This is a genomic window from Bradyrhizobium sp. B097 (genome assembly GCF_038957035.1).
Lineage (GTDB): Bacteria > Pseudomonadota > Alphaproteobacteria > Rhizobiales > Xanthobacteraceae > Bradyrhizobium.
On sequence record NZ_CP152412.1, the window covers coordinates 3,017,423 to 3,042,004 of the forward strand.

Sequence of the window (24,582 nt, forward strand, 5' to 3'; positions counted from 1 at the left end):
GCAATACTGACAATTCCTGTGGAGACCCAAATGTCCTTTCGTTCCATTGTTGCGTTTGCCAGCGTGCTCACGCTCTGGTCGGCGTCTGTCGCGGCGGAGACCATCAAGATCGGCGTGACGCCCGGGCCGCATGCGCAAATCCTCGAGGCCGTGAAGCCGATCGCGGCAAAGAACGGGCTCGATATCCAGCTGGTCGAGTTCTCCGACTATGTGGTGCCTAACGCAGCGCTCGACGCCGGCGATATCCAGGCCAATTCGTTCCAGAACCAGCCTTATCTCGACAACCAGAAGGCCGATCGCGGTTACAAGATCGAGGCGGTGGGGCTAACGGTCAACTTCCCGATCGGCGTCTATTCCAAGAAGTACAAGAGCTGGGCGGTCATTCCGGACGGCGGCAAGATCTCGATCCCGAATGATCCGACCAATGGCGGCCGCGCCCTGCTGCTGCTGCGCGACAAGGGTGCGATCAAGTTGAAGGACGGCGTCGGGTTCAAGCCGACCGTCCTGGATGTCACCGACAATCCGAAGAAGCTCAAATTCGTCGAGGTCGATGCGGCTCAGGCGCCTCGTGCGCTCGACGATGTTGATGCCGCAGTGATCAACACGAATTATGCGACCCAGGCCGGCCTCGATCCGGTCAAGGACCCGATCCTGCGCGAGGATCCCAAAGGGCCTTACGTCAACCTGATCGCGGTTCGCGCCGCGGACAAGGACAAGCCGTGGGTCAAGATCCTCGTGGACAGCTATCACACGGTTGAGGTGAAGGAGTTTGTCCTGACCAAGTTCAAGGGCGCCGTGTTGCCGAGCTGGTAGCCGCGGCCGGCGACAATACGCGGGTCGGAGTCAGGCCACGGCCCTATTCGGCGGCATCGGAGCGGACTGCGTTCGAGCGCGAGTGCCGGTAGCCCGCGCCGGGATGCGTGGCATGAAGGCGCGCTCCGCGTTCGGGGAACAGCTTTTCCCGCAGCGTGCCTTCGCGATAGGCCGTCTTGTACACGCCGCGTGATTGCAGTTCCGGCACCACGAGGTCGACAAAGGCGTCGAGCGATTCGGGGGCGACGAGGCGGAACAGGTTGAAGCCGTCGACGTCGGTGTCTTCCGCCCAGGCGATCAGCTCGTCCGCGACATCCTGGGGCGAGCCGACCACGAAGGGGGATCGTGCGCCGACGCGGCTCAACGTCGCGAGATCGCCGACCTTGACCGGGCGGTCGCTATGCAGGGTGAAGTTCTCCACCATCGACTGGATCGCGTTGCTCTCGACATATTGCACCGCCTGGTCGGGACGATAGGTCGAGAAATCGATGCCGGTCCAACCCGAAAGCAGAGCGAGCTGCCCGGTCTGGTCGACATGTGCGGCATAGTCCGCGAGCAGGTCTTCGGCTTCTGCCCGGGTCGGCGCGACGATCACGGTCGCGCCGGCGAAAAGGCGGATATCATGGGGATCGCGCCCGAACTCCTTCGCGGCGCTCCTGATGTCGCGGACCGCACGGGCGAGAATTGGCCTGGTCTGCCCGTTGAGGAAGATTGCCTCCGCATGCCGTGCCGCGAAGGCCCGGCCGCGCTTCGAGGTGCCTGCCTGATACAGCAGCGGCGTGCGTTGCGGAGAGGGCTCCGCGAGATGGATGCCGTCAATCTTGTAGTGGGGCCCTTCATGACGGACGGGATGGATTTTGGCGGGGTCGGTGAAGATGCGCGCCGCGCGGTCCCGGCGCACCGCGTCATCCTCCCAGCTGCCCTCCCATAATTTATAGCTCGCGGCGAGGAATTCTTCGGCCGCTTCGTAGCGTTCGTCATGGGCGCGGTTCGCCTCGAGGCCCATGCCGCGGGCGCCGCTGTCGAGATAGCCGGTCACGATGTTCCAGCCGATCCGCCCGTTGGTGAGATGATCGAGCGTCGAGAAGCGTCGCGCGAGCTGGTAAGGGTGTTCATAGGTGAGGTTGGACGTGATCCCGAAACCGAGATGCCTGGTAACGAGCGCCATGGCCGAGACCAGCAAGGTCGGCTCTGCATTCGGCAATTGAACGGCGTGACGGAGCGCTGTGTCCGGACTGCTGCCGTAGACGTCATAGATGCCGAACACGTCAGCCAGGAAGATGCCGTCGAGCAGTCCTCGCTCGGCGGTCTTCGCATAATTGACCCAGTAATCGAGCGAGTTGTAGTCGAGCGAAGTGTCGCGCGGATGCGACCACAAGCCGGCCCAGTTGTGGCTTGGCGCCATCATGTTGAATGCGTTGAAGCGAAGCTCTCTCGATTTTGCCATCGACCTGTTCCGATAGTGATCGTGTTGGGGCAACGTAGCAGCTTGCCTGCGCGACTTTGTTTTCTATTCGAGCGGTCTGCGCAAAAATCCTGCTGCAGTGGAATTCTCCGATAGCAAGTTACGCTCATTGATGCGCGCAGGCGGGGTGGGCGCGTTGATGCAGCTCTGACCGCGGGCCATCACTGCACTGTGTGATCCGCAATCTCACGCGCCGGCACCGGCCGCCGGCACACGAAACAAATGCGTCGTGCCGGATGATCCGTCTGAAAAATTCAGGATGCCGTTCCGCGAGACGTCAGCACGTCCATCGCTATTTTCCGGGACATCTCGACACGAGCAAAGTCGCTGCGCATCATTTCGCGACTTGCAACGCGTGGTTCACCGATCCCAGGAGAGTTCGAAATGCCGGTCGAAACGAAGAATCTCGAGACGCTCGCCCTGCATGGCGGGTCCTACCGGTCCGATCCCGCGACGGGTGCGGTGGCGGTTCCGATCTATCAGACCACCTCGTTCCAGTTCGAGAATACCGACCATGCCTCGCGCCTGTTCGCGCTGGAAGCGATCGGGCAGATCTACACAAGGATCAAGAACCCGACGGCGGACGCCTTCGAGGAACGGCTGGCGGCGCTGGAAGGCGGCGTCGGCGCGCTCGCCGTGGCGTCGGGCCAGACCGCCTCGGCCTTTGCCATCTTCAACATCGCCCAGGCCGGCGACAACATCGTCTCTTCGACCGATCTTTATGGCGGCACCTGGACGCTGCTGTCGCAAACCTTGAAGCAGTTCGGCATCGAGGTGCGGTTCGTCGACCCGGCCGATCCGGAGAATTTTCGTCGCGCCACCGATGCGAAGACCCGCGCCTATTTTGCCGAAACCCTGCCCAATCCCAAGCTTAACGTGTTCCCGATCAGGGAAGTGGCCGATATCGGCCGCCCGCTCGGTGTGCCGCTGATCCTCGACAACACGGCGGTGCCGTTGATCGCGCGTCCGTTCGAGCATGGTGCCGCGATCGTGGTCTATTCGACGACGAAGTATATCGGGGGCCACGGTACGTCGATCGGTGGCGCGATCGTCGATGGCGGCAATTTCGACTGGGCGGCGCACGCCGAGCGCTTTCCGCTGCTGACGCAGCCGGACGCCGCCTATCACGGCGCGATCTGGACGGAGGCGGCCAAGCCGCTCGGTCCGATCGCCTACATCCTGCGGGCGCGCGTCAAGCTGTTGCGCGATCTCGGCGCTGCGATCGCGCCGCAAAATGCCTTCCAGTTCATCCAGGGGCTCGAGACACTGCCGCTGCGGCTGCGCCAGCACAATGAGAATGCCATCAAGGTGGCGGAGTTCCTGGCCAGGCACCCCAGCGTCTCCCATGTGATCTTCCCGGGATTGCAGGACGGCGAGAATCGCCGCCGCGCCGACACCTATCTGAAAGGTGGGTATGGCGCGCTGGTCGGCTTCGAGCTCAAGGGGGGTGTCGAGGCCGGTCGCCGCTTCGTCGATGCGCTGAGGCTGTTCTATCATGTCGCCAATATCGGCGATGCGCGGTCGCTCGCGATCCATCCCGCCTCGACCACCCACCAGCAGCTTACCGGCGAAGAGCAAATCGCGGCCGGCGTCACGCCCGGCTATGTGCGGCTCTCGGTCGGGATCGAGCACCCTGACGACATCATCGCCGACCTCGTTCAGGCATTGGCCCAGGCCGAGGCTGGCAGCAGCGCCCGCAAAGCGGCGTGATCGCAGTTGGTAACATCAACACAGGATTGAGATGATGAAGACATTGTTGCGCCTGGCGCAAGCGGCAGGCGTTCTCCTTGCCCTGACGGCGAGCGCCGTCGCCGACGAACCCCTCAAGATCGCGACCAGCGCCGGTCCAGTCGGCCAGCTTGCGGCGTTCGCCGCCAAACTGGCCAAGGACAAAGGGCAGGACGTCAAGGTCATTGAGCTATCCGATTGGGTCGCCTTGAACGAAGTGGTCAACAGCGGTGACGTCGACGCCAACCTGTTCCAGCACGGCACTTACCTTGCGATCCAGAACAAGCAGCGCGGCTTCAATCTGGTCCAGGTCGACAAGGTCGGCGTGATCGCACCGGTCGGGCTGTTCTCGAAGAAGATCAAGTCGCTCGACGAGATCAAACCTGGCGACAGTGTCGCGATCCCGAACGAGCCGCTCAACGGCGCACGCGGATTGATTCTGCTCGAGCGGGCCGGCCTGATCAAGCTGACGCCGGGCAAGGGCTTCGCGGTGAGCCGGTTCGACATCATCGAGAACCCCAAGAATCTGAAGGTCGTCGAGCTCGATCCAGCGCAGACCTATCGCTCGCTCGACGACGTCACGCTCGCACTCGTCAACATCACCTATCTGATCCCCGCGGGCGGCGATCCGAAATCGGCGCTGCTGATCGATCGCACGGTGGATGACGGGCTGGTGCTGCGCTTCACGGCGCGGCCCGACAGGAAGGACGATCCGCGCCTCAAGGCCTTCATCCAGGTCTTCAACTCGCCCGAGGTGAAGAAATTCATCGAGGACAAGCTGCCGGCGTTCATTCCGGCCGGCTTCAGCAGCTAAACGCGCGTCAGTTCACGGCGGAGCGGGTGCTGCCCTGTTTCTTCAGTTCGGGAGAGCAGGGCAGCGAGTTCGGCACACTGGTTGCGGATGTCGGGAATCGCGATGATCTCCCAGAACGCCGCGCGGGTCAGCGGGCCCACCGCGAACAGGCGGCGCGACGGGACGCCTTCACGATCGACGATCGCGCAATCAGGATCGGTCTCGATGCCGATGTAGAGCGGATCGACACAGGCGAGGCCCCGTTGAAACAGGCTGCGCACGGCCGGATTGGGCGTCGCACGCGGATCCTTCACGATGCCGGTGCAGTCGACGACGGCACCGACTTGCAGCTGCCTGGTTTCGGTGTCCCCGCGCAGGCGATATGCGACCGCAGCGCCGGCGCCGTTCGGTTCGATTCGAACCACCTTTGCCGCGATCAGGCTGAGCTGTCCGTCATAAAGTGCCCCGGTGATGCGGGCCTCGACTTCCGGCGCCATCCGGTGCCGATGCACATCCCACCAGGCTCGCGGATGCTCGAGAAAGCGGCGCTTCGACGTCAACGGGAGCTCACGCCATAGCCGTTGAGTGTAGGGCCGAAGCCCGTCGATCACAGCACGCCAGTCGCCGCCCTCGGCGGCATGCCGCTCGACAAGCGCGCGGAGCCAACGCGTCAATTGACTGACGCTGGCACCGAACGGAACGTCGGTCTCGGCGATACGAACGGGATCGACCCGGCGATGTGGCTTGGCGAGCAGGCCGCGTCGCGACATCGCAATGATCGGCCCGCGATGTCCATCACGCAGCAACGAGAGGACGTAATCGACCATCGTGAGCCCGGTGCCGAGGATCAGGACAGTCGCGTCGGCATCGATGGGAGCGGCCGACGGCGGCGTCCAGGGATCCGCGTGCCCCGGGTTGCTTGCGCGCATGTCGTGCCCGGTGGCAAGTACGATGGTATCACCTGCAAGGCAGCGGCCGTCGTCCAGCGTAGCGATAGCCTGGTCCGAGCCCTCGCTGAGGTCGACGCAGGTGCCGCGCACGATCGTGAGACGTTGCCCGTCTGTGCGATCGGACGCACCTTGCTCAAGCAGGCTGGCGATGTAATCGCCGTAGACCCGCCGGGGAACAAAGCAGTAGGGATCAGGACAGAGCGGCAGCTCGTCCTGGCGTGACACCAGCCAACGCCAGAAATGATCCGGCTGGTCCGGTAGCGCGCTCATATTCGCAGCGCGCACGTTGAGCAGATGATCGGGATTTCCGGTGTGGTAAGCGATGCCGCGGCCGATATCCGGACGCTGCTCGATCAACGTGACGCGGAGATCGCAAGATGACTGATGCAGCAATTGATACGCCAGCAAGACACCGCTGGCACCTCCGCCAACGATGATGACATGCCGTCCAGCGGTATTAGTCATGCTGCCCTCCACCGACCACTCGCTTGCATGAAACGCGCAGAGCCAAGAGTCAAATGTTCGGAAACGTGGACAAGCGGCCACGCGAGAATCCTGGCCGCATGTGCCTTCGGCAAGTGTCTCAGGTCAGCCGAAACCGCAGCGCGACAGTGCCCGGTCGGCTCAGCTAGCCATGCGGCCCGAACAGGAAGAACTCGTGCAGATCACGCTCTCCATCGGGATGTGCGGCGCGGGCGAGCTTCCTGCGCCACCGCTGGAACTGTCGGGTCATGCGACCGAGGGTGTGAAGCCAAGAGGATGCGAGACGCATAAAACCTCCGTCGAATAGTCGTCCCTGCAAAAATAGCACGTCTTTGCCCAGCTCGAACACGAACCATGAGCAATGCGTCCAGTTTGCAATCAATGACTCGAACCATGCCGGTTCTATGGAACGGTCGCTTTGCTCGTCGAACTGACAAAGGAAATTCATTCTCGGAGCGATCGCCGATCGGCGACGGCATTTCGAGATCCGGGCGGTGCTTGCGGAGCGGGCGACGCGTGAGCGCGCTCCATACCGAACGACGAAAGCTGATGTGCAACCAAGAAACCGCATGCCCCGTCGCTGCGTCTCGGCGCTTGCGGGTGGGCTCTCGTGTCGCGCATTTCGTTCGGTCACCGTCCAGCATCGGTCTGACGGTCGTCATGACGGATCGGCAGCTGCTGCCCAGCCGGCCCCGGGCGGCTTGAGCGATGTGTGAGGTGCGACCCGGGCGCGGGGCGCCCTGCGGCGAGGACGGTTGACAGGGGGGAGCGCCCACTTTAATCACCTGACTAATTAATCAATTAATTAAGGTCTGAAACCCTAGGGAAAGAATCCGCCTGATGCTGGCCGGCCGTCGCTATCCGAAGCTGCTTGCCCCGCGCGGTCGCGGCTTCACCGGGCTGGACGGCCAGGCGCCCATCGGCGCCATGCAGATCGGCCTCGAACAGACCGGGAATGGCCTTGTCCGGCATGCCGAATTCGTTGTCGCGCGGCCATGGCACAGCGCCGGCTCGATCATCTTGGTCGCCGACACGGCGCGCGCCGATCGCCGCCGTCAGATCCTGCATGCAGGTCCGTTCACGCGTGCGCCGCTCGGCGTTGCGCGCTCGACAGCGATGTCGCGGACCGGCGCGTCCTGCCCGAACCAGGGTGGGTTTCATTCACGCGTATGACAATGAGGAGTGAGGCGTAAACGATGGGACGTCGATCTGAGGTACTGATGGCGCAAGACACCGCCGGCACGGACAACCGGCGCGTGATACAAGTGGTATCGCGCGCATTCGACATCGTGCGTTGCTTCGAAGGTCGAAGCATACGCTTGGGCAATCGCGAGATCGCCGATCGCTGCGGTCTTCCCCGATCGACGGTCTCCCGTCTCACCTTGACCCTCACCCAGATCGGCCAGTTGATCTACCTGCCGCAAGAGCAGAAATATGCTCTCGGTCCGCACGCGGCCGCGCCCAGCGTCCCGCTGTTTGTGGAGGGGGGCGACAAGCCCGTCTGCGCCGACGAGCGGGAGCGCGCAACGGCGCAACCGTCGATGCTGATCAACTCGCGCTTCGAGTACTTCGAAGATCAGCGCAAGCCGGTGGCCGCGCCGCTTTCGGTCACGCCGCACCGCTGACGCCTCGGTCGGGACCATTCGGCGCGAGCTCATAGTCAAGAAACATCCAAAGTAGAGGGAAACGCATGTCTGAAGCATACATCATTGACGCGGTCCGCACGCCGCGCGGCATCGGCAAGCCGGGCAAGGGTGCGCTGTCGCATCTGCATCCGCAGCAACTGGCCGCGACCGTGCTCGGCGCGCTGAAGGAGCGCAACAAGCTCGATACCTCGACCGTCGATGACATCATCTGGTCGACCTCGACCCAGGAAGGCAAGCAGGGCGGCGATCTCGGACGCATGTCGGCGCTCGCGGCCGGCTACGACATCAACGCCAGCGGCACGACGCTGGATCGCTTCTGCGGCGGCGGCATCACCTCGGTGAACCTCGCGGCAGCTTCGGTGATGTCGGGGATGGAGGATTGCGTCATCGCCGGCGGCACCGAGATGATGAGCTATCAGCAGACCCTCGCAGCCGAGCGTTCCAAGGCGGGACAGCCGGCGCGGATGATGGGTTCGGGTAATCCGGCGCTTGACGAGATTCACCCGCAGTCGCATCAGGGCGTGTGCGGCGACGCCATTGCCACGCGTGAGGGGATCAGCCGGGAGGCCTGCGATGCCCTGGCGCTGGTCAGCCAGCAGCGCGCCAAGCGGGCGATCGATGAAGGCCGCTTCGCCAAGTCGGTGATCTCCGTCCTCAACGACGACGGCAGCGTCGCTCTCGGTCGTGAGGAATTCCCGCGCCCCGAGACCACCGCCGAAGGCCTTGCTTCGCTGAAGCCGAGCTTCGAGCAGCTTGCCGATTTCGATCTCGGCAATGGCGTGACATTCAAGAAGCAGATCCAGCGCCGCTATCCGGGCCTCGAGTGGAAAGGCGTGCATCATGCCGGCAACAGCTCGGGCGTGGTGGACGGCGCCGCCGCGGTCCTCATCACCTCCAAAGAATATGCCGAGAAGCACGGCCTCAAGCCGCGCGGCCGCATCGTGGCCTATGCCAATCAGGGTGATGATCCGACGCTGATGCTCAATGCGCCGGTTCCGGCGGCCAAGAAGGTTCTCGCCAAGGCCGGCCTGACCAAGGACGACATCGACGTCTGGGAGATCAACGAGGCCTTCGCGGTCGTCGCCGAGAAGTTCATCCGCGACCTCGATCTGAATCGCGAGAAGGTCAACATCAATGGTGGTTCGATCGCGCTCGGCCACCCGATCGGCGCGACCGGATCGATCCTGATCGGCACGGCGCTCGACGAGCTCGAGCGCAGCGGCGGACGTTATGGCTTGGTCACCATGTGTGCCGCCGGCGGCATGGCGCCGGCCATCATCATCGAACGCATCTGATCGCGAAAGGATATAGCCATGAAACTCGATTCATCGGTCGCCGCCGTCGTCACCGGCGGCGCTTCCGGCCTCGGCGCAGCCACTGCGCGGGCGCTCGCAGCACAAGGCGTGAAAGTCGCGATCTTCGACTTCAACGAAGAGAAGGGTGAAGCCATCGCCAAGGAAATCGGCGGCGTGTTCTGCAAGGTCGACGTCACTTCCGACGAGCAGGTCGATGCGGGCTTCGCCAAGGCCCGCGCGGCGCACGGCCAGGAGCGCATCCTGGTGAACTGCGCAGGCACCGGCAACGCGGTGAAGACCGCCGGCCGGGACAAGAAGACCGGCGAGCCCACCCACTTCCCGATCGACGCCTTCAACCGCATCATCCAGATCAATCTGGTCGGTACCTTCCGCTGCATCGCCAAGTCGGCGCAGGGCATGCTGTCGCTGTCCCCGCTGGAGCACGGTGAGCGCGGTGCCGTCGTCAACACGGCGTCCGTCGCGGCCGAGGACGGCCAGATGGGGCAGGCGGCTTACTCGGCGTCGAAGGCCGGCGTCGTCGGCATGACCCTGCCGATCGCGCGCGACCTGATGGCCGAGGGTATCCGCGTCAACACCATCCTGCCGGGCATCTTCAACACGCCGCTGCTGCAGGGCGCCCCGGAGAACGTCAAGGCCGCGCTCAGCGCGTCGGTGCCGTTCCCGAAGCGTCTCGGCATGCCGGAGGAGTATGCGCAGCTGGCGCTGACGATGATCACCAACGGCTACTTCAACGGTGAAGATGTCCGCCTCGATGGCGCCATCCGCATGGCTCCGCGCTAAGCACGGCAACAGGAGACGAAGCGATGTCCGAAGAAACTCCGGTCCTCACTGAAGTCCGCGGACCCATTCTGATCATCACGCTGAACCGGCCGGAAGCCAAGAACGCGGCCAACCTCGCCCTCTCCAAGGGCGTGGCCGCAGCGATCGACCGGCTCGACGCCGACGATGCCCTCAGCGTCGGCATCATCACCGGCGCCGGCGGCACATTCTGCTCAGGCATGGACCTCAAGGGGTTCCTGAAGGGCGAGCGGCCGTCGATCCCCGGCCGCGGCTTCGCCGGCCTCACCGAGGCGCCGCCGAAGAAGCCGTTGATCGCGGCCGTGGACGGCTACGCGCTCGCCGGCGGGATGGAGATCGCGCTGTCGTGCGACATGATCGTCGCCAACCGCAACGCCAAGTTCGGAATCCCCGAAGTGAAGCGCGGGCTGGCTGCTGCGGCCGGCGGGCTGATCCGCATGCCGCGCCAGATGCCGTTCCGCGTGGCGATGGAGTTCGCATTGACCGGCGAGTTCTTCGGCGCACAGCGCGCCTATGAGCTCGGCATCATCAATCGCGTGACCGACGGCCCGGCGCTCGACGCCGCGCTCGAGCTCGCGGCCGCGATCGGCGCCAGCGGCCCGCTCGCGGTCAAGGCATCCAAGCAGGTGATCGTCGAATCGCGGCTCTGGCCGGAAGACCAGATGTGGAAGAAGCAGCAGGAGATCGTTGCTCCTGTCTTCGTGTCCGAGGATGCCCGCGAGGGCGCAGCTGCCTTCGCAGAAAAACGCGCGCCGAACTGGAAGGGCAAGTAAGGCGTCGCTTGTTTCAATGACGGAGCGCCGGTTTTGATTGAAGCAGAACCGGCGCTCCGAATTTTTTGTGCGTGCCGCGCCGCGCGCCGGCCGGTTTCCGCGCCGCTTGAGAGCGCTATTGGGTGAATGATGCGCAGCTTTACCGAAGACCAGGTCATCTTCCGCGACTCCTACCGTAAGTTCCTCGCCAGCGAGATCGCGCCCCATATGGAGGCGTGGCGGGAGGCCGGCATCGTCGACCGCAGCGCGTTCAAGAAGGCCGGCGACCTCGGCTTCCTGATGATCTGGCCCGAGGAAAAGTATGGCGGGATGGGCGACGAGGACTTCCGCTACGAGCAGATCATCATCGAGGAGACCGCGCGCTCGGGCTGCAAGGGCTGGTTCAACACGCTGCACAGTCGCCTGGTCGGTTCTTACTTCAAGCGCTTCGGCACCGAGGAGCAGCGCGACCGCTTCCTGCCGAAATGCGTCAGCGGCGAGACCATCCTGGCCATCGCGATGACCGAGCCCGGCGCGGGTTCGGACCTCGCGGGCATGCGGACGACGGCGGAAGACAAGGGCGATCATTTCCTGCTCAACGGCTCGAAGACCTATATTTCCAACGGCATCAATTCCGACGTGGTGATCGTGGCCGCCAGGCTCGCGGGCGCCGAGAAGAAGCACGCCATGGTGCTGCTGATCGTCGAGCGGGGCATGGAAGGCTTCGAGCGCGGCCGCAATCTCAAGAAGATGGGCATGCCGGCGCAGGACACCGCCGAATTGTTCTTCCAGAACGTCAAGGTGCCCAAGGCCAACGTGCTGGGAGAACCGGGCAGGGGCTTCTACTATCTGATGGAGGGTCTTGCCGAGGAGCGGCTGATCTCCGCGGTCGGGTCGATCGCCAATGGCCGCAAGGCATTCGACATCACGCGCGCTTACGTGCTGGAGCGCAAGCTGTTCGGCAGGCCGCTTGCCGAACAGCAAAATACCCAGTTCCGCATGGCGGAGATGGATGCCGAAATCGACCTCGTGCAGGTCTATGTCGATCACTGCGTCGCCGAGCACAATGCGGGGCGCCTGACCAGCAACATGGGCGCCAAGGCCAAGATGATGTCGTCGGAAGTCGAATGGAAGATGCTCGACCTCGGCGTACAGCTGCACGGCGGCGCGGGCTATATGGATGAATATCCGATCAGCCGCATGTTCACCGACGCGCGCGTCAACCGGATCCTGGCGGGAAGCTCCGAGGTGATGCGGCTGATCATCGGCCGCGATGTCTTCTCGGAGCACTACAAGAGCATCTTGGACTAGCCGGTCACCGCGACCGGCCGTCTATTTCGCTCCGCGTCACCCGCGCGCCTGCCGCAGCGGCTCGCGCGCGTACTCCTTCGAGCGCATCAAGGCATCGACGAAGATCGGCTCCCAGGAGCGGATATGGCTGCGTAGCAAGGTTGGCAATGACTCGGTCTCGCCGGCGAGCGCGAGTTCGATCAGCCGGTAGTGCTCGGGCACCGATGCCTGCTGCCGTTCGAGGCCGGCGCGTGAGCTGATGCCGTAGAGCCGCATCTTGTCGCGCAGGCTCATCACCATGTCGGTCAGCAGCTCATTGCCGGCGGCTGCGATGAACTCGCGATGATAGTTGCGGTCGGCCTCCAGATAGAGCTGGACGTCGTCGGTCTCGACGGCCTTGGCGATCTGGTCGGCCCAGCCGCGCACGACTGGTAGATCCCTTGGAGGATTGGCGGCGACCAGCACCGCGGCGTGCAGCTCCAGCACCTCGCGCATGTCGAACAAATTGCGCAGCTCGGTCAGCGACGGCTCCACCACCTTGAAGCCGCGGTTGCGCATCGGCTCGACCAGGCCGCCGCGGCTGAGCTCGAGCAGCGCTTCGCGCACCGGCGTCGAGGAGACGCCGAGGCTCGCCGCGAGTGACGGCACCGAATACATCGTGCCGGGAAGGCTCTGCCCGGAAATGATCTCGGCGCGCACCCGCTGCAGCACCTGTTCGCGCAAATTCTGGTCCATGGGTGCCTCTCGCCGGGAGCTCCGATTCGTCCCTGATTATTACTTAGCCTTGACGCGGCCGGTAGCGTATGACGTAAATGTGTAACGCATTACAAGAATGCGTCACTAGGGCTGACTTGACGATGAGACGGCGGTGAAGCAGCGTCTACCCGGCTATTGCACGCTTTGTCGCTCGCGCTGCGGTTCTGTCACCGTGGTCGAGGACGGGCGGGTTGTCGGCGTGGAGGTATTAAATAACCACCCGACCGGTGGCGCGCTTTGCGCCAAGGGGCGGGCCGCCCCCGAAATCGTCGCCAGCCCGCGCCGTCTGACGGTGCCGCTGAAGCGGACCGGGCCGCGTGATGCTACCGATCCCGGCTGGGTCGAGGTGTCCTGGGACGAGGCTTTGACCGAGATCGCCGACCGGCTCGGCAGCATCCGCGCTGAGAGCGGCGCCGAGGCGGTTGCGTTTGGCGTCACCACGCCGAGCGGCACGCCGATGGTCGACAGCTTCGAGTGGGTCGAGCGCTTCATCCGCGGCTTCGGCAGCCCCAACCTGATCTATGCGGTCGAGATCTGCGGCTGGCACAAGGATTATGCGCACGCGCTGACCTTCGGCCGCGGCATCGGCTTTCCCGATTACGACAATGCCGACGCGATCATCCTGTGGGGCCACAATCCCGCGCGCACCTGGCTCGCCCAGGCGACGCGGATCGCCGACGCGCGTCGGCGCGGCGCCAAGGTCGTCGTCGTCGATCCCAAGCCGAACGGCTCGGGTCAGCAGGCCGATCTCTGGCTGCGCATTCGCCCCGGTGCCGACGGCGCACTTGCGATGGGCGCGATCCGTCATCTCATCGCGACCGGCAGCTTCGATGCTGACTTCGTCGATGCATGGACCAATGGATCGCTGCTGGTCGATCGCGCTACCGGGCGCTTCCTGCGCGCCGACGCATTGTGGCCGGATGGTGCGCCTGAGGCTTTCGTTCGTCTCGATGCGTCGGGCTCGCCGGTGGCTTGCGACACCCGCTACGCGCCGGAGCGCGGCGGCCGGCTTCGCGGCGCGCTGTCGATCCGTGCGCGCGACGGCCGGATGATCTCGGCGGCAACCGCGTTCGAATTGCTGGCCGAGCGCGCCGCGCCTTATACGCCGGCGCGCGTGGCGGAACTGACCTGGCTGCAAGTCGAGGACATCGACGCATTCAATGCGCTGCTCGGAGCCCGGCCGCGGCTTGCCTATCATTCCTGGACCGGCGTCGGCCAGCACACCAATGCAACCGCGATCGAGCGCGCGATCGCCTCGCTCTATGCGCTGACCGGCGCGTGCGATCGGCCCGGCGGCAATCGCTGGCCGGTGCCGCCGCCGACACGTCCTCTCAACGACTACAACATCCTGCCACCGGAGCAGCAGGCCAAGGCGCTGGGTATTGCCGAATTACCGCTTGGCCCGCCGGCGAAGGGCTGGATCACGGCGCGCGATTTCAGCCGGGCCGTGCTCGAGGCCGAGCCTTACCGGGTGCGCGCGCTGGTCGCCTTCGGCACTAACTTCGTCGTGTCGCAGGGCCATTCGGAGCGCAATCGCGCGGCGCTGAACGCGCTGGAATTCCAGGTTCATATCGACATGTTCATGAACCCGACCGCGGAGAGCGCCGATTTCGTTCTGCCGGCCAGCACGCCGTGGGAGCGCGACGCGCTCAAGATCGGGTTCGAGATCACGCAGGAAGCCGTCGAGACCGTGCAGTTTCGCCCGCGCATGGTCGAGCCGATCGGTGAAGTGAAGGCCGATTACGAGATCGCCGCCGCACTCGCGCTCAAGCTCGGTATGGGAAATTTGTTCTTCGGCGGTGACATCAAGGCCGGCTGGAATTATCAGCTGGCGCCGCTCGGCATCGGTGTCGAGGATCTGCGCGAACATCCCGAAGGACGCCGCTTCCCGCAGGTCTTCCGCGATGAAAAATACGCCGTCACGCGCGATGACGGAACGGCGGCGGGCTTTGCGACACCGACACGCCGTGTCGAGATCTATTCGGAACTGATGCTGGGACACGGGCATGACCCGCTGCCCGATCATGTCGAACCGGTCGGCAGCCCGCTCACGACTGCGGCGGACGAGCGCTTTCCGCTCGTGCTCTCCACCGCCAAGAGCGGCTGGTTCATTCACTCCTCCTGGCGGCATGTCGCCTCGCTGCGGCGAAAGTCACCCGATCCGGCCGTCGAGATCAGCCCGCAACTCGCCGAGCGGCGCGGACTTGTGGAGGGCGACTGGGCCGTGGTGGAAACACAAGGCGGTGCCGTGCGCCTGAAGGTGCGCCTCAGTGCGGCGCTCGACGAACGGGTTGTCGTCGCCGAATTCGGCTGGTGGGAGGACTGTCCGCCGCTCGGCCGCGATCGCTCGGCGGCGGCGGGCCCCCTCACGCACAACATCAACGCGGTGCTGCATGACGATGCGCGCGATCCGGTCAGCGGCTCCGTTCCGCTGCGCGCGATCGTGTGCGATATCAGGCGGGACGACGTGGCCAGCCGCGGCGTCTGGACCGGCCAGCGGCGGCTCGTGGTCGGCGAGCGCAGGGTCGAGGCCGATAACGTCGTCGCCCTCAGCCTGCTGCCGCTTGACGGTGGTCCGTTGCCCGGTTTCCTGCCGGGGCAACACGTGATGATTGCGTTGCCTGACGCAACGGAAGCGCGGGCCTATTCGCTGACCGGATCGGGCAACCTGCCGCAAGCGCTATCGATTGCGGTGAAGGGACGTTTCCTCGGTGAAGCGCGGAGCAGCGACGCGCCGTTCTTCATGCCGGATCGTCTGCATGGTCTTGCCGTTGGAGACCAGGTTCTACTGGAGCCGCCGGGCGGCATCTTCACGCCGCCGCTGAAGGGGCCACGGCCGCTGGTCTTCCTCGCTGCCGGCATCGGCATCACGCCGTTCATCAGCCATCTCGAGACGCTGCAACACACAGCGCAACAAGATCGCGTTGCCGACGTCCTGCTGCTCCACGGCTGCCGCAGCAGCCGGGAGCATCCGTTCGCGCAGCGGCTCGCCGAACTGGAAGCCTGCACGCCGGAGCTGACGCGGGTGACGTTCTATTCGGCCCCGCTCGCGCAGGATCCGGTCGCTTCGCAGTCGTTGCGTAAGGGGCGGCTCGCTCTCGAACAAGTCAAGCCGTTGTTGGCGCGCCGGCCGCTGATCTACATCTGCGGCTCGCCGGATTTTGTCGCGGCACAGATCGAAGCCGCAGTGGCACTCGGTATCCCGCGGTTCGACATCTTTGCCGAAAGCTTCGTGTCGCCGCCGTCGGTGCCGAGCGACCTTGCGCCGCGAACCATCCGGCTTGCGGGCAGCAAGCAGAGCTTCACGTGGGGACCGGAGCAGGGGACGCTGCTCGATGCCGCAAGTGCGGCGGGCGTCGCGCTGCCGAGCGGCTGCCGCGTCGGGCAATGCGAAAGCTGCGCGGTCGAGGTGGTCGATGGGGAATTCACCCATCTGGGCCCTGTCGACGGGAGCGAGGGGCAGTGCCTCGCCTGCCAGGCCGTGCCGCTCACCGATCTCACGCTCGCACTTTGATGACCAAACACGATTGAAGGCTAACCGCATCACCGGAAGGGGATCAGATTGATGACGAATGCAACGCACGACCAAACCGTGAGCCTGCGAAAACCTGTCGCTGATAACATCATGGCGCGATTTTCGCAGGCCCTGGTAGCGTTCGCGGAGCGCTGGTTTCCGGATGCGTATGTCTTCGTCCTGATCGCCGTGATCGCGGTTGCCGCAGGCGCGATCCTGCATGGCGGTTCGCCGCTCGCCGTCAGTCGCGCGTTTGGCGACGGATTCTGGAACCTGATCCCCTTCACGATGCAGATGGCGCTGGTTGCGATCGGCGGCTATGTCGTGGCGATGTCGCCCCCGATCGCGGCCGTGCTGGCGCGGCTCGCGAGCGTGCCGAAGACCGGGCGTGGTGCGGTGGTCTTTGTCGGGATGCTCAGCATCTTCCTCTCGCTGCTGAACTGGGGCCTGAGCCTGATCTTCTCCGGTCTGCTGGTGCGGGAGATCGCGCGGCGCACGGATATCCGCCTCGATTATCGGGCGGCCGGCGCGGCCGGTTATCTCGGGCTCGGTTGCGGCTTCACCCTCGGCATCACGTCGTCGGCCGCGCAGCTCCAGGCCAATGCCGGCAGCATTCCGGCATCGCTGCTGCCGATCACCGGCGTGATCGGCTTCTCGGAGACCATCCTGACCTGGCAGAACATGGTCACCGTCGCGACGGTGAGCGTGGTGTCGGCGGCGATCTGCTATTTCACGACACCGGCACCGGAGCAGGCGAAGACCGCGGAAGACCTCGGCGTTGCCCTCGGCGATGATCGCATCGAGACCAGGAAGCCGGCCCGTCCGGGCGACTGGCTGGAGTTTAGTCCGCTGCTGACGATCCTGATCGCTCTGCTTGCCGCAGGCTGGCTGTGGCAGACGTTCCAGTCGGGCAATCCGCTGATCACGCTGTCGGGGCTCAACACCTACAATTTCGTCTTCCTCATTCTTGGTATCGTGCTGCACTGGCGCCCGCGCAGCCTGATCGAGTCCTTTTCCAAAGCGATGCCGAGCGTCTCCGGCGTGCTGCTGCAGTTTCCGTTCTACGCGGGTATCGCGCAGATCCTGACCAAGGTGCCGAACAGCAGCGGCACCACGCTGTCGGACACGATCGCGCACTGGTTCGTCGGCGCCTCCAGCAGTTCCACCGTATTCTCGTTCCTGGTCGGAATCTATTCGGCGCTGCTCGGCTTCTTCGTGCCGTCAGCCGGCGGCAAGTGGATCATCGAGGCGCCCTACATCATGAAGGCGGCCAACGACATCGGTGCGCATCTCGGCTGGACGGTGATGGTCTACAACATCGCCGAGACGTTGCCGAACTTCATCAACCCGTTCTGGATGCTGCCGCTGCTCGGCATCCTCGGCCTGAAGTCGAAGGACCTGATCGGCTATACGTCGGTGCAGTTCTTCATCCACTTCCCGGTCGTGATGCTGCTGGCCGCGATCCTGATGGCGACCTTCACGTATCACCCGCCGATCCTGCCCTGAGTGAGCACTGCCGGGCACCAGGACACGCGGTGCCCGGCCGCCGCCCAATCAGTTCAGCGGACCGCAACCGTGATCGCCAAAACTGTTCTGTTTTGCAGGCCGGCGCGAATGAGGCATCGCGCCGGGCGGTGATCTTTGGTCGGTCATTTCATTGACCGCCGCGCGATTCGGCCGGATATTGATCGGCGCTAACCCGCGTCGTTCAAGGTCACTGCCATGAGACATTCCCACCGCAGCTTGATGTGCGACATGCGAAGCCGCATGCAGCATCGCTGCGTCTCGGCGGCGACCGGCGTCTGTTGTTGATCGCTTAAGAAAAATCCAAAGCACCCGACAATCAGACAGGAGCGCCGTCATCCGGCGATCGAGCACGCATGTCTCAAACCCAAAGCTCCCAAGCTTACGTCATCGAAGTATCGGATCGAACCGCGGGTATCGTTGTCAGCGACGCCAGAGGCTTCTGCTTCTTCTCCTCGGATCGCGCCTTCGATGGCCTCGACGGCGGCTATTTCGGCTCGGCTCGCGCCGCGGAGCGTGCGGTGAGGGCGCTGTTGCAGCAGCGCCGCCCGACGTCATAGATCGTCCCGACGGCATCGCCGGCGCGCTAGCTTTGTCGCGGCTGCCACCAGGCAGCCGCGTGAGGTGGAATACCGTCGTGCGGAAAGTGCCGCCTGCGATCGGGGATCAGGCCGGGCAGACCATCGTCAGCAGCAGGAGCGTTGGCGGCTGATTGTCGCCATTGGCGTGTTCCCAGGTCAGCAGAATGTCATGCCGATCGGCGTTCGGCGCATTCTTGTCTTGCTCTTTCACATCGATCTTCATCGGGATCGGCGGTTCGGAGTTGAAGCACTTGCGGACGGCGGCATCCAGCAGCGTGCATTTCGTCAGCGGTACGACACCGGCCTCGTCCTTGGAGAGGACTGCGGTGCTTGCTTGAGTGGCGAGGTCCAGACGCGCCTTGCCCATCTCCTTCTGCCACAGCTTGCCGCTTCCGCCCGGCCACTGGTGCCTGGGCGACAGGATCGGCTGGTATTGGCCATATTCCAGCGTCTCGATGTCGATAAGATCCGACGCCTTAAGTATAGCGACGCTCTTGATCATGTTATCCAAAGGATAGTAGTGCGCGTTGATATGATCTTTGAATTGCTGGTTATTGTATACTCGTCCGCCCATAGGATTTCCCTTTCATTAAAACTTTGGCTTGCTCTGGCTATACGTAAGTTATGCAACGCGGGGATGTCGAACGAAATCGGTCGTACGGCTCAGGTTGCGCCGTCTGATTTCTCGCGACTCGACCTACCACTCAAGACTGTATTTCGTCCAGTTCGACAACCTCTCGGGTTGGCGCGGATGCAGGCGGATTGCACGTCCGGATTGATAAGCATGTCCCGATGGGTAATCTCTACTCTAAGCTGCTCAACGGGATGCTGAGCTGGCGAGACCACAGCAGCCTTTGAGAGCAGGAATGCTTTGCTTTGCATGCCAATCGACGATCGGAGCGAACGACAATTGGTGCGCCCAATGCGGTGCCGCCGTAGCTAAACGCGTCGATCCCGACAGCGAACAACGATTTGTGACGATCCTTCGCGCCGACGTCGTCGACTCCACGGGGCTCGTAGCAGATCTTGACCCGGAAGAGGCCGTCTCACGTCTGGAGCCTGCATTGGCCGCCATGCGGGGGGCGGTGCGCCAGTTTGGTGGCATCGTCAGCAAGGAATTGGGCGACGGACTGGCGGCGGTATTTGGCGCGCCGATCGCTGACGACAACCATGCGCCGCTTGCCTGCCATGCGGCGATCGAGCTCGTTCGACGTATCGGGGGCTTGGGTGATCCGGCGCTCCAGGTTCGGGTGGGGCTCCATGCCGGACGCGTGGTGACCTACATGGTCGCCAGCGAATATTCCAAGGTCTATGAGATCGGAGGGGCAGCGCAGCATCTCGCGGCGCGCCTCGAAGCAGTCGCCGGACCGAACCAGATCTACGCGTCCGAGGCTTGTCAGAGCCTGGCCGATGGCAATGTCCAGTTCGACTATTTGGGTCGCAAACGGCTCAAAGGGTTCAGCGAGCCTGTGCCGATCTACCGTGTGACCGGCGCAACCAATGTCTCTAGTTGGCGGGTACGCAGGGCACGAAGCGTTGCACGGTTTGTCAACCGCGTGGACGAGACCGGGTTGCTCAGGCAGCTGGCTCAAAATGCCGGGGCGAGCCGGCAAACGGCTCTCTTGATCGGTGATCCCGGCATCGGAAAGTCGCGGCTCGTGCACGAGTTTGTCGACGAGCTCAAGCGCGAGGGCTGGCGCCCGGTCCACGCAGAATGCAGTCCAAACCTTCAAGGTGCACCGTTCAGCGCGCTGAAGGCGCTGGTGCTGTCGATGCTCGAAGGGACTGCGGCGGACGCCGATCTCCAGACAGAGCCTCCCACGGCTCTGACCGGGACTGCGCGTTCCGCCATCAATGCGGTGCTGGATCGTCCGATATCGGATCCAGAGTGGGGCGAACTGGAGCCACACGCGCGCGGCCGCGCGATCAGCGACGCGAGCTGCGCGATTCTCGAGAGTCTGGTCGCCGGCCAGCGCACGGTGATCCTCGTCGAGGATCTGCACTGGATCGATCGCGCCAGCGAAGCCGTTGTCGCTGCGCTCGCGGCGCTGCAGATACCTGGCCTTCTGGTGCTGTTGACCAGCAGACCCAACGGCATTCCGGACTGGATCGCGCGCTGCAACGCCGAGATCGCCGCGTTGCGGTCGCTCGGCGAGGATGCTGGACGGGAGATGCTGGACGACATCTTGGGGCGGTCCGCGAACATGGCCGATCTGAAGAGCCGGGTTGTGCTTCATACGGCCAGCGTGCCGCTCTTCATTGAGGAGGTCTGCCGGGGCCTCAAGGATAGCGGGATTCTGCGGGGGCATTGGGGCGATCTAGCGCTGGCGCGTCCGGTCGGCGAGCTTGGCATCCCGAGTAGCATCCAGGGTGTGATCGCAGCGCGTCTGGATCGGGTGTCGAGGGAGGAACGCTCCCTGTTGCAGATCGCGGCAGCGCTAGGCCCGCGCTCGACGGAAGTTATTTTGCGCGAGGCGTCTGGCCTCCCTGAGCCCGCGCTGCAGCGCTGCCTTGCGGTTCTCGACCGCTCCGAGTTTCTCGTGAAAATCGATATCGAGCCGGATCAATTGCTCGAGTTTCCGCACGAAATGGTCCGCCAGGTCATCTACGACTCGATGGTCGAAAAAGTGCGTGAAGGCGTCCACGCACGCATTCTTGCGACGTTGGAGGGCAATGGAAGCTCGTATGATGAGCCCAACAGGCTCTGCTATCACGCAATGCGGGCGAAGGATTGGCAGAAAGCTTTCAGCTACGGCAGAACTGCCGCGCGGAAGAGCCTGGCACGATCGGCATTTGCCGACGCAGCCAACTATTTCGAGATCGCGATGACCGCACTCGACAAGACGCCGTTCGCTCGCTCGCGCGAAGCGGATGCGGTCGACCTCCGTATCGAGGCGCGCACAGCCTTCATGAGCGCAGGCAAGGTCGCCGAATGGTTCGACCTTGGAAGGGACGCGGAGGGACGCGCCAACGCGATCGATGATATCGGGCGGAAGGTCGCGGCGATGGCGGTCAGGTCGGGGGCGCAGAACTTCTATGGTACCCCGGTCGAGGCCATCGAAACCGGCGAGGAGGTTGCCCGTCTGGCGGGAGAGTGGGGCAATCCGGGTTGGCTCAACCTGGCTCAATACAGCCTTGGCCAAGCCTATTTCATTGCGGGGCGCTATCGCGACGCGGAGCAGATGCTGGGACAGGCTTGCCTCCGCCTGTCCGGGTCGGATGCCAGCGCGCCGCCCGGGACGACGCCGAAGACCCTCGAGCTGCTCTGCTGCATGATGAAAAGCGTGACCCACACGACCTTGGGAGAGATTGATACGGGGGCCGAGTTTCATCAACGCGCGTCGGCGATCGCCAACGAGAGCAACAGGCCATTTGATCGCGTTGGCACGGGCTATAGTGGCGGTTGTCTGGCGCTCGGGCGGGGCAATCCTGGCGAAGCAGCGGCGATCCTGGAGGACGCTTTTGCCATTACGCAAAAGTATGGAATTCGCCTCTTTGTGCCGGTCATCAGCTGCCATCTCGGTATTGCCTATCTGGAACAGGGACGTCTCGCTGAAGCGCGGGTTGCGCTCGTCGAAGCCCGAGAGGTAGCCAGGTCGGTGAGCTATACCTCGATCGTGCTGCGTACCTCGATCTATTTGGCACTCGCTCTCAGCCGGCTCGGCGATACGAAGGCTGCGCTGAACATGCTGCGAGAGGCCCGGAATACCGCGCGGCAGCAGGGCTTTTCCGGCCTGGAAGCCGAGGCGTTGTTCGGAGAGGCGACGGTATCGCCGGCGTCAAATGAGAACGACAGGACTTCCGTTCTGCACCAGTTGCGCGCGGCCATCGCGATTGCTTCGAGCAGTGGCACGAAGCCGCTGCTGCATCGGGCCGAGGCGCTCCTGAACGGGATGCTTGCCGATCCACAGGACGAACCCTGGCGCCATTAGAGCGTGACCCGGAGAAGTGCGAAGCGGCTTTCCGAAAGGATCAAGCGCGAGCGCGATGACGCTTCAACCTGACCTCGTCGCGCCACTAGGACACCGCTGCAAGCGGCGGCGAGATCACCTGCGGTGCCTCGGCTGCCTGCGTGGCGGTCGTCGCCAGCTCGAAGCGGATGCCGTGCAGGGAGACGGTCAGCGGGATGGCGCGGAAGTCGTCGTGGAAGGCGCGGATCCGGCGGGCCAGCTCGCCGGCGCTGATGCCGGCGGGAAGCTCGCACATGTCGCGGTACATCTGCCGGGTGCTCTTGATGCCGCACCAGGCGATCTCCAATTCCCTTAGCGGTGAGGGATCGCATGCGAGATCGCGCGACATCCGCCAGAACAGATGGGCAAGCCGCACATAGGCGATCTGCTCGAGCCCACGCACGCTGATCTTGTCGGGAATGATGAAGGACTCGACCCCGACGATCGGGCCGGAATCGACGCGCGCGGCCATCACATGGGCGGTCGCGCCGAACGTGCGTGCACCGTCATAGAGCGCGAAATGCGCCGGCGCCCAGCCGGGATATTGCGGCGGACCGGGGTGGAAATTGTAAGCGCCATGGCCGAGCGCCGCCGGGATGCTTTCAGGCACGATGACGCTGGTGGTGAACGCCAGCAGCCGGGCCTCGCGCAACACCTCGGGTTCGATCGCCGCGAGGTCCTCGGCCGTCACCGCGCAGCGGAACGACAGCGCCGGATTGTGCGCCTTCAGCAGCTCGGTGAGCGCGAATTGCTGGTTGGCGACGCCGGTGAGAAGGATGATGGTCTTCATGATGTCGATGTCCTTCTCTTGCCTGGTGGTTGTGCCGTTGATCAGCCGCGCTGCCCGGCCACGACGAGGACGCTGCCGGCATCGCGGGATTGACCCACGGTGCGGAACAGATCGGCCGGCAACGCCTGCCAGGGCGCAATCTCGATGATCCGGTTGTTCGCGCTGGCGGCTGCCGATTTCGCCGCGCGGATATCGTCCTGCCAGGGGCAGAGCGCGAGCTCGAGCCGGCCGAACCCGCCGCAATCGGCGGCGAACGCGCCGGTGACCGCCTCGATGCTGGTGGCCATTTCGCGTGCGTCGCTGGTCGCGATGTCGCGCATGATCACGGTGATCGCGTTGTTCGAGGAGGCCGGCGACTTGATCACGATCATGGCGTCGCGGCCGCCGCTGCGGCTGGCGCGCCGCGCGGCCCGCATCGTGACGCCGAATTCGGCATCGGGCCCAAGGTCGCTGTTGTCGGTCGGCAGATTGTGGACGACCGTGGTGTGGCGGGGCGTGCCGGCATCTTCGGCGGGGGCATGGTACGAGCGCGGCAGCCAGGCGGTGTCGAGCGCCATCTGCGACGACGTCAGGCTCCAGGCCTGGTCGAGCAGGTAGCCCTCCCAGACCGCAGGATAGGCGGTCGCGATGTGATGCCAGTTGCGCAGCAGCGCTTCGGCGGCCGGGGTGCGGCCGAGATACAAGGTGCGCGCCGACATCTCCCACCGGTTCCACTTGTGGAGCGCGATGTCGCAGTCGAGGGACGACGGCAGCAATGGCGGTTCGCTGAGCGTTGCATCGGCCTCGATGAACAGCAGCGGCTCGCGATGCTCCTGCCACATCCGCAGCATGAAGGCAGACTTTTCGGACGCGCGCATGTGCTCGCCGTCAGCGGTTTCGATCGGTACGATGTCGGAAGCGATCTCGAATTCGGTCAGCTTCTCCCGGAGCACGCGGGCATGATCGTCGCCGCAGGTGCGAGGAAAGCAGGAGACCACGCGCAGCGCTGCGTCGGACCGGGAGCCTTCTTCCGGAGCGATCGGGCGCCAGTTGAGGCCGCCCCACCACATTTCGTGTGGGCCGTCGAAGCTCGGCCCGATCGTCCCGAAGTCGGTCAGCTTGGACTTCAGGAAATCGAACGCGGGATTTTCGCCGAACGGGATAACGACCGCACAATCGGCGCGAAGCGACCGGTAGAGCAATTCGGCGGCGGGGCCGCTCGGCGGCTCGACGAGGATGATGACGCCATGGTCCCGCCCGGCCTGGTGGACGATCGCGCGTCCGAGCCGTTCGGACAGCCATGCGAGCCGCCGGCGCTGTGCAGCGCTCATCCGGATGTTGTTGGTCGCCAGTAATTGGTCGAAATTTGTCTGCAAGCCGTCCGCTTGCACCGTGTCAGCCGAAATCATGCCCGCGCTACCCCTCGTTAACCTTCTACGAGCGGGGCGGCCAGA

Annotated in this window: 20 protein-coding genes and 1 pseudogene; 13 read left to right on the plus strand and 8 right to left on the minus strand. The window is 64.3% G+C overall.

The window, feature by feature from the left end; translation table 11 throughout:
* The first annotated feature begins 30 nt into the window (after positions 1 to 30).
* Positions 31 to 813 (plus strand): MetQ/NlpA family ABC transporter substrate-binding protein, encoded by a 783-nt coding sequence (locus AAFG07_RS13925; RefSeq protein WP_342727771.1) that lies wholly within the window; start codon positions 31 to 33, stop codon positions 811 to 813.
* Positions 814 to 856: 43 nt separating this feature from the next.
* Here the strand turns inward: AAFG07_RS13925 and AAFG07_RS13930 are convergent, their stop codons facing one another.
* On the minus strand, positions 857 to 2,260 hold the full coding sequence (locus AAFG07_RS13930; RefSeq protein ID WP_342727772.1) for an LLM class flavin-dependent oxidoreductase: 1,404 nt from the start codon (positions 2,258 to 2,260) through the stop codon (positions 857 to 859).
* Positions 2,261 to 2,662: 402 nt separating this feature from the next.
* Here AAFG07_RS13930 and AAFG07_RS13935 point away from each other — a divergent pair, with 402 nt between their 5' ends.
* Both AAFG07_RS13935 and AAFG07_RS13940 read left to right on the plus strand, forming a co-directional pair.
* Positions 2,663 to 3,988 (plus strand): PLP-dependent transferase, encoded by a 1,326-nt coding sequence (locus tag AAFG07_RS13935; RefSeq protein WP_342727773.1) that lies wholly within the window; start codon positions 2,663 to 2,665, stop codon positions 3,986 to 3,988.
* Between the two features lie 34 nt (positions 3,989 to 4,022).
* Positions 4,023 to 4,820, plus strand: coding sequence for a MetQ/NlpA family ABC transporter substrate-binding protein (locus tag AAFG07_RS13940; protein WP_342727774.1), 798 nt, complete (start codon positions 4,023 to 4,025; stop codon positions 4,818 to 4,820).
* Here the strand turns inward: AAFG07_RS13940 and AAFG07_RS13945 are convergent.
* Together AAFG07_RS13945 and AAFG07_RS13950 are read right to left on the minus strand one after the other, a co-directional pair.
* A complete protein-coding gene (locus AAFG07_RS13945) occupies positions 4,817 to 6,214 on the minus strand; it encodes an FAD/NAD(P)-binding protein (protein WP_342727775.1) in 1,398 nt (465 codons plus the stop codon). The two genes, AAFG07_RS13940 and AAFG07_RS13945, sit on opposite strands and share 4 nt — an antisense overlap.
* Before the next feature lie 163 nt (positions 6,215 to 6,377).
* Positions 6,378 to 6,680 (minus strand): hypothetical protein, encoded by a 303-nt coding sequence (locus AAFG07_RS13950; protein WP_342727776.1) that lies wholly within the window; start codon positions 6,678 to 6,680, stop codon positions 6,378 to 6,380.
* A gap of 392 nt (positions 6,681 to 7,072) precedes the next feature.
* Between AAFG07_RS13950 and AAFG07_RS13955 the strand changes: the two genes are divergently transcribed.
* From AAFG07_RS13955 to AAFG07_RS13980, 6 genes and pseudogenes are all read left to right on the plus strand, one after another.
* Positions 7,073 to 7,405, plus strand: coding sequence for a hypothetical protein (locus AAFG07_RS13955; protein WP_342727777.1), 333 nt, complete (start codon positions 7,073 to 7,075; stop codon positions 7,403 to 7,405).
* 23 nt (positions 7,406 to 7,428) lie between these two features.
* Positions 7,429 to 7,698 (plus strand): annotated as a pseudogene (locus AAFG07_RS13960) (helix-turn-helix domain-containing protein); the annotation flags it as partial.
* A 224-nt stretch (positions 7,699 to 7,922) separates the two neighbouring features.
* Complete coding sequence (locus AAFG07_RS13965) at positions 7,923 to 9,173, plus strand: acetyl-CoA C-acetyltransferase (RefSeq protein ID WP_342727778.1); 1,251 nt, start codon at positions 7,923 to 7,925, stop codon at positions 9,171 to 9,173.
* 18 nt (positions 9,174 to 9,191) lie between these two features.
* Entirely contained in the window at positions 9,192 to 9,974 is a 783-nt protein-coding gene (locus tag AAFG07_RS13970; RefSeq protein ID WP_342727779.1) for an SDR family NAD(P)-dependent oxidoreductase, read from the plus strand.
* Between the two features lie 23 nt (positions 9,975 to 9,997).
* Positions 9,998 to 10,765, plus strand: a complete 768-nt coding sequence (locus tag AAFG07_RS13975; protein WP_342727780.1) for a crotonase/enoyl-CoA hydratase family protein — start codon at positions 9,998 to 10,000, stop codon at positions 10,763 to 10,765.
* Between the two features lie 129 nt (positions 10,766 to 10,894).
* The gene (locus AAFG07_RS13980; protein ID WP_342727781.1) at positions 10,895 to 12,055 is read left to right on the plus strand and encodes an acyl-CoA dehydrogenase family protein; all 1,161 of its coding nucleotides are present in this window, start codon (positions 10,895 to 10,897) and stop codon (positions 12,053 to 12,055) included.
* 36 nt (positions 12,056 to 12,091) lie between these two features.
* On the opposite strand, the gene AAFG07_RS13985 is transcribed toward AAFG07_RS13980, so the two are convergent.
* Positions 12,092 to 12,769, minus strand: a complete 678-nt coding sequence (locus AAFG07_RS13985; protein ID WP_342727782.1) for a GntR family transcriptional regulator — start codon at positions 12,767 to 12,769, stop codon at positions 12,092 to 12,094.
* A gap of 133 nt (positions 12,770 to 12,902) precedes the next feature.
* Here AAFG07_RS13985 and AAFG07_RS13990 point away from each other — a divergent pair, with 133 nt between their 5' ends.
* Both AAFG07_RS13990 and AAFG07_RS13995 read left to right on the plus strand, forming a co-directional pair.
* On the plus strand, positions 12,903 to 16,304 hold the full coding sequence (locus tag AAFG07_RS13990; protein ID WP_342727783.1) for a molybdopterin-dependent oxidoreductase: 3,402 nt from the start codon (positions 12,903 to 12,905) through the stop codon (positions 16,302 to 16,304).
* A gap of 111 nt (positions 16,305 to 16,415) precedes the next feature.
* Complete coding sequence (locus AAFG07_RS13995; RefSeq protein WP_342727784.1) at positions 16,416 to 17,810, plus strand: TIGR00366 family protein; 1,395 nt, start codon at positions 16,416 to 16,418, stop codon at positions 17,808 to 17,810.
* A 48-nt stretch (positions 17,811 to 17,858) separates the two neighbouring features.
* Here AAFG07_RS13995 and AAFG07_RS14000 read toward each other — a convergent pair whose 3' ends face one another.
* Positions 17,859 to 18,182, minus strand: coding sequence for a hypothetical protein (locus tag AAFG07_RS14000; protein ID WP_342727785.1), 324 nt, complete (start codon positions 18,180 to 18,182; stop codon positions 17,859 to 17,861).
* Between the two features lie 2 nt (positions 18,183 to 18,184).
* Between AAFG07_RS14000 and AAFG07_RS14005 the strand changes: the two genes are divergently transcribed.
* A complete protein-coding gene (locus tag AAFG07_RS14005; protein ID WP_342727786.1) occupies positions 18,185 to 18,388 on the plus strand; it encodes a hypothetical protein in 204 nt (67 codons plus the stop codon).
* Positions 18,389 to 18,494: 106 nt separating this feature from the next.
* Here the strand turns inward: AAFG07_RS14005 and AAFG07_RS14010 are convergent, their stop codons facing one another.
* On the minus strand, positions 18,495 to 18,983 hold the full coding sequence (locus AAFG07_RS14010) for a hypothetical protein (RefSeq protein WP_342727787.1): 489 nt from the start codon (positions 18,981 to 18,983) through the stop codon (positions 18,495 to 18,497).
* Between the two features lie 292 nt (positions 18,984 to 19,275).
* Here AAFG07_RS14010 and AAFG07_RS14015 point away from each other — a divergent pair, with 292 nt between their 5' ends.
* Positions 19,276 to 22,341: an adenylate/guanylate cyclase domain-containing protein gene (locus AAFG07_RS14015; protein ID WP_342727788.1), complete on the plus strand. Its 3,066-nt coding sequence runs from the start codon at positions 19,276 to 19,278 to the stop codon at positions 22,339 to 22,341.
* Between the two features lie 85 nt (positions 22,342 to 22,426).
* Here AAFG07_RS14015 and AAFG07_RS14020 read toward each other — a convergent pair whose 3' ends face one another.
* Together AAFG07_RS14020 and AAFG07_RS14025 are read right to left on the minus strand one after the other, a co-directional pair.
* Positions 22,427 to 23,152 carry a formyltransferase family protein gene (locus AAFG07_RS14020; RefSeq protein ID WP_342729150.1) on the minus strand — a complete coding sequence of 242 codons (726 nt, stop codon included), beginning with the start codon at positions 23,150 to 23,152 and terminating at the stop codon, positions 22,427 to 22,429.
* Between the two features lie 38 nt (positions 23,153 to 23,190).
* Positions 23,191 to 24,537 carry a hypothetical protein gene (locus AAFG07_RS14025; RefSeq protein WP_342727789.1) on the minus strand — a complete coding sequence of 449 codons (1,347 nt, stop codon included), beginning with the start codon at positions 24,535 to 24,537 and terminating at the stop codon, positions 23,191 to 23,193.
* Positions 24,538 to 24,582: the final 45 nt, after the last annotated feature.

What these genes read in the sequence shown, in the direction of transcription:
- AAFG07_RS13925 (WP_342727771.1), top strand. Translation starts at nt 31, where the DNA reads ATGTCCTTTCGTTCCATTGTTGCGTTTGCCAGCGTGCTCACGCTCTGG.
- AAFG07_RS13930 (WP_342727772.1), bottom strand. Translation starts at nt 2,260, where the DNA reads ATGGCAAAATCGAGAGAGCTTCGCTTCAACGCATTCAACATGATGGCG.
- AAFG07_RS13935 (WP_342727773.1), top strand. Translation starts at nt 2,663, where the DNA reads ATGCCGGTCGAAACGAAGAATCTCGAGACGCTCGCCCTGCATGGCGGG.
- AAFG07_RS13940 (WP_342727774.1), top strand. Translation starts at nt 4,023, where the DNA reads ATGAAGACATTGTTGCGCCTGGCGCAAGCGGCAGGCGTTCTCCTTGCC.
- AAFG07_RS13945 (WP_342727775.1), bottom strand. Translation starts at nt 6,214, where the DNA reads ATGACTAATACCGCTGGACGGCATGTCATCATCGTTGGCGGAGGTGCC.
- AAFG07_RS13950 (WP_342727776.1), bottom strand. Translation starts at nt 6,680, where the DNA reads ATGAATTTCCTTTGTCAGTTCGACGAGCAAAGCGACCGTTCCATAGAA.
- AAFG07_RS13955 (WP_342727777.1), top strand. Translation starts at nt 7,073, where the DNA reads ATGCTGGCCGGCCGTCGCTATCCGAAGCTGCTTGCCCCGCGCGGTCGC.
- AAFG07_RS13965 (WP_342727778.1), top strand. Translation starts at nt 7,923, where the DNA reads ATGTCTGAAGCATACATCATTGACGCGGTCCGCACGCCGCGCGGCATC.
- AAFG07_RS13970 (WP_342727779.1), top strand. Translation starts at nt 9,192, where the DNA reads ATGAAACTCGATTCATCGGTCGCCGCCGTCGTCACCGGCGGCGCTTCC.
- AAFG07_RS13975 (WP_342727780.1), top strand. Translation starts at nt 9,998, where the DNA reads ATGTCCGAAGAAACTCCGGTCCTCACTGAAGTCCGCGGACCCATTCTG.
- AAFG07_RS13980 (WP_342727781.1), top strand. Translation starts at nt 10,895, where the DNA reads ATGCGCAGCTTTACCGAAGACCAGGTCATCTTCCGCGACTCCTACCGT.
- AAFG07_RS13985 (WP_342727782.1), bottom strand. Translation starts at nt 12,769, where the DNA reads ATGGACCAGAATTTGCGCGAACAGGTGCTGCAGCGGGTGCGCGCCGAG.
- AAFG07_RS13995 (WP_342727784.1), top strand. Translation starts at nt 16,416, where the DNA reads ATGGCGCGATTTTCGCAGGCCCTGGTAGCGTTCGCGGAGCGCTGGTTT.
- AAFG07_RS14005 (WP_342727786.1), top strand. Translation starts at nt 18,185, where the DNA reads ATGTCTCAAACCCAAAGCTCCCAAGCTTACGTCATCGAAGTATCGGAT.
- AAFG07_RS14010 (WP_342727787.1), bottom strand. Translation starts at nt 18,983, where the DNA reads ATGGGCGGACGAGTATACAATAACCAGCAATTCAAAGATCATATCAAC.
- AAFG07_RS14015 (WP_342727788.1), top strand. Translation starts at nt 19,276, where the DNA reads ATGCTTTGCTTTGCATGCCAATCGACGATCGGAGCGAACGACAATTGG.
- AAFG07_RS14025 (WP_342727789.1), bottom strand. Translation starts at nt 24,537, where the DNA reads ATGATTTCGGCTGACACGGTGCAAGCGGACGGCTTGCAGACAAATTTC.